The organism is Halorubrum sp. Ea8, assembly GCF_002252925.1.
Lineage (GTDB): Archaea > Halobacteriota > Halobacteria > Halobacteriales > Haloferacaceae > Halorubrum.
On record NZ_NHPF01000065.1, the window covers coordinates 42,876 to 51,642 of the forward strand.

The window sequence follows — 8,767 nt, forward strand, 5'->3', positions numbered from 1 at the left end:
TATGAGCGTGACCATCACCCCGCCGCAGGAACGCGAGTGCGAGCTGTGCGGTCGCCGGGAGCGGTGGGACGATGAGGCCACCGGCTGGCAGATCGCCGACGAACCGGGCGAGGTCTACTGCATCCACGAGTGGGACATCAACGGGACGTTCACACCGCTTCGCGAGTGACCGCGCGTTTTGAGTCGACGACCGATCCGGTCACGGCCGGCGATGCCGCACCGTCGCCGATTGACGATAGCGGATCGATCTCCGGAAAGTAACTCGGTCTCGGCGCGGTCAGCGTCGACTCGAACGGAGTTTCTCCCCTCAGTTCGGATATAAGTGATCGAACCGTGATCGTATCGAGTGTTATTCACCCCTGATGAATAATTACCTTATATTCCCTAATGTGTGTACGATGGATCCTACCCGTATCAGGGTTATACCTTTAAGTGATAATCTGTGAGTGGTGTACATGACCGAGCCACGTAGTGACACCCGGGGGGAGTCGGAACCCTCGGGCCACGGTGGGGGGCTTGCGGACGTATCAGACGAACGGTCGAACTGCGGGATCGGCGGGATCGTCGACCTGGACGGAGACCCGAACCACGAGACCGTGACCGACGCGGTCCGGTTGCTGGAGAACCTCGAGCACCGCGGGACCACGGGCGCAGAGGAGAACACCGGCGACGGGGCCGGCATCATGGTCGCGCGCCCGGACGGCTTCTTCCGCGACGTCGTCGACGCCGACCTGCCCGACGAGTACGCGGTCGGCTCCGTCTTCATGCCGACCGAGGGGAGCGTCCAGGCCGAGATCCACGACGTCATCGCCGAGGTGTTCTCCGTCTACGGGCTGGAAGTGCTCGCGTGGCGCTCCGTGCCGACGGACAACGCGGACCTCGGCGCGACCGCGCTCGACTCCGAGCCGGAGATCGCCCAGCTGTTCGCCGCGCCCGTCGAGGGGGCCGGCCTCGCCGAGCGGTTCACCAGCGAGGAGACCCGCCCCGACGACGTCGACCCGGAGCTCCTCGGTTTCGACCGCGCGCTCTACGCCGCCCGACGCGAGATCGAGAACGCGGTCGCCGACGTCGACGGCGCCGGCCGATTCTACGTCTGCTCGCTCGACCGCCAGCGCGTCGTCTACAAGGGCCTGCTGAAGGGCTCGCAGCTCGCCGGCTACTACCCGGACCTGACCGACGAGCGCTTCGCCAGCCACGTCGCCTTGGTCCACGCGCGGTTCTCGACGAACACGCTCGGGGCGTGGCACCTCGCGCACCCGTACCGTAACATCGTCCACAACGGCGAGTTCAACACGATCCGCGGGAACGTCAACTGGATGCGCGCCCGCGAGAACGACCTCGACCACCCGGCGTTCGGCGCCGAGCTCGACACGATCAAGCCGGTGATCGACGACCCGAACCAGTCCGACACCGCGAGCGTCGACAACGCGGTCGAACTCCTCCTGCAGGCCGGCCGGGACCTCCCGCACACCCTCCGGATGCTGATCCCGGAGGCGTTCCGCGACGACGACCTGATGGACGCGGCCCGCACCGACTTCTACGACTACCACGCCTCGCTCGTCGAGCCGTGGGACGGCCCCGCCCTCGTCATCGGCTTCGACGGCGACCGCGTGGCCGGCGTCCTCGACCGCAACGGGCTCCGCCCGTGCCGGTACGAGGTGACCGACGACAACCGGCTCGTCGTCGGGAGCGAGGTCGGCGCGCTGCCGACCGACCCCGCCGACGTCCGGCGCCGCGGGCGGCTCCAGCCCGGCGAAATCTTCGTCGCCGACCCCGAGGAGGGGCGGATCGTCCCGGACGACGAGGTGTTCGACGAGCTCACCGACGAGAAGTACGGCGAGTGGGTCGACGAGCGTCAGATCGGCCTCGACGAGGTCACGGCCGAGGTCGGTAGCGGAGACAACGTCGAGAGCGACGAGGGACGCGGAGTCGACGCCGAGAGCGACGACGAGATGACCGTCCGGTCCCACCAGGCCGCGTTCGGCTACACCACCGACTCGCTGAACCACCTCGTCGAACCGATGGCGAAAGACGGGAAGGATCCGGTCGGGTCGATGGGCGACGACACGCCGCTGTCGGTGCTCGCCGACGTCGACCGCCCCCTGTTCACCTATTTCAAGCAGCTGTTCGCGCAGGTGTCGAACCCGCCGATCGACTACATCCGCGAGGAGCTCGTCACCTCGCTGGAGACCCGGATCGGGAACCAGCGGAACCTGCTCGACGAGACCCCCGAGCACGCCGAGCAGATCGTCTCGGAGTCGCCGATACTCACCGACGCCGACACGGCCGCGCTGAAGGCGTTGGACGGCGAGCCCGTCGACGGCGAGGGCCCGGCGTTCTCCTCGGCGACGGTCGATATCACGTACGATCGGGAGGCGTCGCTCGTCGCCGCCGTGACGGAGATCCGCAACGAGGTCGCGGCCGCGATCAGAGACGGCACCGACGTGGTCGTCCTCTCGGACCGCGCGGTCGGCCCCGACCGGCTCGCCGTCCCGAGCCTGCTGGCAACCGGCGCGGCCCACCACCACCTCGTTCGGAACGGGCTGCGGAACCGCGCCGGCATCGTCGTCGAGTCGGGCGAGCCGCACGAGGTACACCACGTCGCGACGCTCGTCGGCTACGGCGCCGACGCGGTCGACCCGTACCTCGCGTACGACTCCATCTCCGACGTCGTCGCGGGGCCCGACGGGGCCGACGAGGCGGAGGCGCTCGCGGCGTACCGGGGCGCTCTGGAGGACGGGCTGCTCAAGACGATGGCGAAGATGGGCATCTCGACGATGGAGTCGTACCAGGGCGCCCAGATCTTCGAGGCGGTCGGACTCAGCTCCGAGTTCGTCGGCGAGTACTTCGAGGGGACCGAGATCCGCACCGAGGGGATCGGGATCGGGGAGATCGAAGACGACCTCCGGACGCGCCACGCGATGGCGTTCGGCGCCGACCCCGAACTGGAGACCACCGGCGAGTACGAGCACCGCTCGTCGGGGATCAAACACGGCTGGAACCCGCAGACGGTCGGGACGCTCCAGCAGGCGGTCCGGGGCGGCGACTACGAGCAGTATCAGGAGTTCGCGGAGCTGGTGAACGACCAGTCCGAAGCGCTGCAGACGCTTCGCGGACTCCTCGAGTTCGAGTCGGACCGCGACCCGGTGCCGGTCGACGAGGTCGAGCCGGTCGAGTCGGTCGTCGAGCGCTTCTCGACGGCCGCGATGAGCCTCGGGAGCATCTCGCCGGAGGCCCACGAGAACAACGCGATCGCGATGAACCGGATCGGTGCGAAGTCGAACACCGGCGAGGGCGGCGAGCCGCCGGAGCGGTTCGGCACCGAGAAGGCGTGTTCGGTCAAGCAGGTCGCCTCCGGCCGGTTCGGCGTCACCGCCGACTACCTCGCGAGCGCGGACGAGCTGCAGATCAAGATGGCGCAGGGGTCCAAGCCCGGCGAGGGCGGCCACCTCCCCGGCGAGAAGGTCAACGAGATGATCGCGCACGTCCGGTGTTCGACGCCGGGCGTCGGGCTCATCTCGCCGCCGCCGCAACACGACATCTACTCGATCGAGGACCTCAAGCAGCTCATCTTCGACTTGAAGGCCGCGAGCCCCGACGCCGACGTCAACGTGAAGCTGGTGTCTGAGGCCGGCATCGGCACCATCGCGGCGGGCGTCGCGAAGGCGAACGCGGACGTCGTCCACGTCTCCGGGCACTCCGGCGGGACGGGCGCGTCTCCGAAGACCTCCATCAAGAACGCGGGGCTCCCGTGGGAGCTCGGGCTCGCCGAGACGAACCAGATGCTCCGCGCGACCGGCCTGCGCGACCGCATCCGCGTCACCGCGGACGGCGGGCTCAAGACCGGCCGCGACGTCGCGGTCGCGGCCGCGCTGGGCGCGGAGGAGTACGTGTTCGGCACGGCGTCGCTCGTCACGTCCGGCTGCGTGATGGCCCGGCAGTGCCACGAGAACACCTGTCCGGTCGGCGTCGCGACCCAGCGGGAGGACCTCCGCCAGCGCTTCCCCGGCCAGCCGGACCACGTCATCAACTACATGACGTTCATCGCCCAGGAGCTCCGCGAACTCATGGCGGAGCTCGGCTACACCGAGGTCGAGGAGTTCATCGGGCGCCCCGAGCTGCTCTCGCAGCGCGAGACGGACCACGAGAAGGCGAAGCACCTCGACCTGTCGTCGGTGATCGCCGAGCCCGCGGGCGACGCCCGGACCAAGACGCGCGAGCAGGACGACGCCGACATCGAGGCGCTGCTCGACTGGGACCTCATCGACGAGGCGGCCCCGGCTATCGAGGACGGTGCGCCCGTCGCGCTCACCCGCGACGTGGAGAACGTCGACCGCGCGGTCGGCGCGACGCTCTCGAACCGCGTCGTCAGCGAACACGGCGGCGACGGGCTCCCGGACGACACCATCAGCTGCCGGTTCGACGGCTACGCCGGCCAGAGCTTCGGCGCGTTCCTCGCGTCCGGCGTCACCCTCGAGCTGACCGGCGCCGCCAACGACTACCTCGGAAAGGGGCTCTCGGGCGGTCGGATCGTGGTCAACACCCCCGAGGAGGCCGGCTACGACCCGGCCGAGAACGTCGTCGCCGGCAACGTCGGCCTCTACGGCGCCACGGACGGCGAGGTGTACGTCAACGGCGTCGCCGGCGAGCGGTTCGGCGTCCGCAACTCCGGCGTACGGGCGGTCGTCGAGGGCGTCGGCGACCACGGCTGCGAGTACATGACCGGCGGCGTCGTCGCCGTGCTCGGCGACACGGGCCGGAATTTCGCGGCCGGGATGTCCGGCGGCGTCGCCTACGTGCACGACCCCGACGACCGGTTCGACGAGCGCGTGAACCGCGGGATGGTCTCCGTCTCGGCCACGCTCGACGACTCGGACGAACGCATGCTGCGCCGGCTCGTGGAGAACCACCGCGCGTACACCGGCAGCGACCGCGCGGCCGAGCTGCTCGACGACTGGGCGGCGACGCTGAACGACTTCGTCCGCGTCTTCCCCGACGCGTACGCCGACGTCATCGCCGAGGGCAAGGGCGCCGACGTGCGCGACGAGCCCCCGGAGCCGGCCGAGGCCGTCCCGGGCGCCGTCAGCGATCCGACCGAGCAGGCGTCAGGCGACGACTGAGGCGGTCGGCAGCTCTCACCCGATCGGTTCGGTCGACCGTGCTTTTTTTGTTCAGTCGTCGAGCGTCTCGCTCTCGACCGCCTCCTGACCGATCGCCCGCTCGACCGCGCGGTCGACGTGGCGCTCGCGGGCGCGGTCGACGAACGCCTCCGGCAGCTCCTCGATCTCGCCGGCCTGCACCCCCCAGAGCTTCGCGTAGAGCCCGTCGGCCGCCAGCAGGTCGTCGTGGGTCCCGCGCTCGACGACCTCCCCGTCCTCCAACACGAGGGTCGTGTCGGCGTCGGTCACCGTCGAGAGGCGGTGCGCGATGACGAACGTGGTTCGGTCGGCCGCGAGCTCGTCGAGCGAGCGCTGGATCAGCATCTCCGTCTCGGTGTCGACAGCGGAGGTCGCCTCGTCGAGGATGAGGATGGCGGGGTCCTGCAGGACGACGCGGGCGATGGCGACGCGCTGGCGCTGGCCGCCCGAGAGCTTCACGCCCTGCTCGCCGATCCGGGTGTCGTACCCGTTCGGGAGCGAGTCGATGAACTCGTGGGCCTCGGCGGCCTCGGCGGCCTCGATCACCCGCTCGCGGACCGCGTCGCTCTCGACGTCGTCGTCGACGCCCGTGAACCGGCCGTAGCGGACGTTCTCGGCGATGGTGCCGTCGAACAGCGTGGTGTCCTGCGCGACGTAGCCGACCGCGGAGCGCAGGCTCTCGACGGCGACGTCGCGCACGTCGTGCCCGTCGACCCGGACCGCGCCGTCGGTGACGTCGTAGAGGCGCAAGAGGAGCTTCAGGAGCGTCGACTTCCCGGCGCCGGTCGGCCCCACGAGGGCGACGGTGTCGCCCGGATCGGCGGCGAAGGAGACGTCGGTGATGACCTCCTCCTCCGCGTCGGCCGGGTCGACAAGCGCGTTCTCGGGGTAGGCGAACGAGACGTCGTCGTACTCGACCGCGCCGGCGACGCCGCCGTGGGTGTGGGCGTCGCCGTCACCGGGACCTCCGTCGCCGTCGGTTCCGTGGGCGCTCCCGCTCTCGCCGCCGAGCGCGACCGCGTCGCTGTCGTCCGTGATCCGGATCGGGATGTCGCGGAGGCCGAACACGCGCTCGCAGGACGCCTTCGCGTTCTCGTACTGGTCGATGATGTTCGACACCTCGGCGAGCGGCGCGACGAACTGCTGGGTGAGCAGGACGAACGTGACGAACGTCCCCACCGTGAGCGTCGTCGTGAACGGCCCCGGCGGCCCGGCCGAGAGCCAGTAGCCGCCGACCGCGAATGTGGCGGCGAACGCGAGGCCGGCGAACAGCTCCATCCCGGGGCGGTAGACGTAGTTGAGTCGGAGGATCGACATCGTCCGCTCGAAGTACTGGTGGGAGGCCGTCTCGACGCGCTCGCTCTCGTACGGCTCGGTGTTGGAGGTCTTCACCAGCTCGACGCCCGAGAGCGCGTTCTCCAGAGCGGTGTTGAGGTCGCCGACCACGGAGCGCTGGGCGACGTACCGCGGCTCCACGGCCCGCATGAACCAGAGCGTGAAGAGGATCATCAGGGGAATCGCCGAGAGGGTGATTAAGGCGAGCTCCCAGTTGTAGTAGAAGAGGACGCCGGCGATGCTGGCGACCATCACGCCGAGCCGCGCCGAGTTCTGGAGGGCGTTGTCGAGGAAGACCTCGAGGTTGGAGGCGTCGTTGTTGAGGACGCTCATCACCTCGCCCGTCTGCTTGTCGTCGAAGAAGGTCATGTCGAGCCGCTGCATCCGGTCGAAGGAGTCGGTTCGAACCGCGTGCATCACGCGGTGCGCGAAGTTGTTCGCGGCGATCCCGTAGATCCACGTGAAGACGCCGGTGACGAGGAAGGAGCCGACGATGAGGACGACCGAGAGGCGGAACTGCGCCGGCCCCGCGGTCGGGAGCCACGCGTCGGGGACGATCGGGAGGGTGTAGGGGCCGTCGCCCGTGAACACGGCGTCGATGGCGACGCCGAGCACGACCGGCGGGACCAGTCCGGCGACGCGGGCGACGACGTTGGCGGCCATCCCGATCACGAGCCAGTGGGCCTCGCCGGCGCCGTACTCCCGGAACAGCCGGAGGAGCGGACGGTCGACCCGGTCCCGGTACACTTCGAAGGCGTTGCGGTCGTCGGCAGCCATGGGGATAGCAACCGTGCGAGACCCATGTATCCGACGGCTTCGGTCGGTCCGGCCGGATTCGACGAACGCCCGGGTGGCACCGTCCGGTTTAACTCGAACGCCCGGGCCGGCACCGTCCGGTTTAAGCCGAGAGAAGACGGGGATAACACATCGCGGTCGTGATCGACGATGAGTGACGCACTGTCCGAGGGAGACGCCCTCCGCCGCATGTACCGGATCACAGCCGACCAGGAGCGTCCCTTCGAGGAGAAGCTCCCGGACCTGCTGGATCTCGGTCGCGCGTACCTCGACGTGGAGACCGGCTTCCTCACCGAGATCGACGGCGAGACGCAGGTCATCGTGGACGCGCGCGGCGATCACGAGCTGCTTCAGGCCGGGCGGAGCTGCCCGCTGTCGAAGGCGTACTGCAGGCGGACCGTGGACATGGACGGCGCGCTGACGGTCCAGCACGCCCGCGTGGAGGGGTGGGAGAGCGACGCCGCCTACGAGGAGTTCGGGCTGGAGGCGTACATCGGCGCGAAGGTCGTGGTCAACCGCGAGGTGTACGGGACCTTCTGTTTCGCCGACACGGACGCGAGGGACCGTCCCTTCTCCGAGGACGAGGAGACGTTCGTGGAGCTGTTGGCCCAGTGGGTCGGCTACGAGCTGTTCCGGAAGCAGGCGACCGAACGCATGCAGCGGCAGCGCGACCAGCTGGAGGAGTTCTCCCGCGTCGTCTCGCACGACGTCCGGAACCCGCTCGGAATCGTCGACGGCTACCTCGATCTGGCGGAGGAGACCGGCGATCCGGAGCACTTCGAGCGGTGCCGCGACGCGGTCGACCGGATGGAGTCGCTGATCGACGACCTGCTCTTCCTCACCCGCGAGGGACAGGCGATCGGGGGGCGCGAGGAGGTCGACCTCGCGGCGCTCGCCCGCGAGTCCTGGTCGTTCGTGACCACCGGCGACGCGACGCTGGCGGTCGACACCGACCGGGTCGCCCTCGGCGACTGGAGCCGCCTCCTGCAGGTGTTCGAGAACCTGTTCCGGAACAGTGTCGAGCACGGCGGCGACGGCGTGGCGATCCGAGTCGGCGACCTCGCGGACGGGTCGGGGATCTACGTCGAGGACGACGGCGCGGGGATCCCGGAGGCCGAGCGCGACGAGGTGTTCGTCGACGGCTACACCACCGGCGCGTCCGGCACCGGGCTGGGGCTGACGATCATCCAGCAGGTCGTCTCGGCGCACGGCTGGGAGGTCGCCGTGACGGAGAGCGCCGCCGGGGGGGCGCGGTTCGAGATCACTGGAATGGAGTTCGTCGGGGACGGAACGGACGGCGGCGAGTAGCCGAGGGGGTCAGTTGTGGTCTTCGTCGGGTGACGCTCCGTCTCGGTTGCGGTCGATACGGACACGGCAGCGAGCGATTGCGGGAGTGAGTGTAGTGCGTCGTGAGAGAAGTCATTTATAAACCCGATCGTGGTGTCGCTGTCAGATTTTTATAAGTGATCGACGCTACCGCGGTGAAGGCCTCCAAAGCC

At 69.3% G+C, this 8,767-nt stretch carries 4 protein-coding genes; 3 read left to right on the forward strand and 1 reads right to left on the reverse strand.

Features of this window, described 5'->3' with window-relative positions; genetic code table 11:
* Nucleotide 1: 1 nt before the first annotated feature.
* Entirely contained in the window at nucleotides 2-169 is a 168-nt protein-coding gene (locus tag DJ74_RS19070) for an HEWD family protein (protein WP_170938259.1), read from the forward strand.
* 286 nt (nucleotides 170-455) lie between these two features.
* Entirely contained in the window at nucleotides 456-5,120 is a 4,665-nt protein-coding gene (gene gltB, locus DJ74_RS05515) for a glutamate synthase large subunit (RefSeq protein WP_094526611.1), read from the forward strand.
* 51 nt (nucleotides 5,121-5,171) lie between these two features.
* Here the strand turns inward: gltB and DJ74_RS05520 are convergent, their stop codons facing one another.
* Nucleotides 5,172-7,250: an ABC transporter ATP-binding protein gene (locus tag DJ74_RS05520; RefSeq protein WP_094526612.1), complete on the reverse strand. Its 2,079-nt coding sequence runs from the start codon at nucleotides 7,248-7,250 to the stop codon at nucleotides 5,172-5,174.
* 168 nt (nucleotides 7,251-7,418) lie between these two features.
* On the opposite strand from DJ74_RS05520, the gene DJ74_RS05525 reads away from it, so the two are divergent.
* Nucleotides 7,419-8,576, forward strand: coding sequence for a HAMP domain-containing sensor histidine kinase (locus DJ74_RS05525; RefSeq protein ID WP_094526613.1), 1,158 nt, complete (start codon nucleotides 7,419-7,421; stop codon nucleotides 8,574-8,576).
* Nucleotides 8,577-8,767 lie beyond the last annotated feature (191 nt).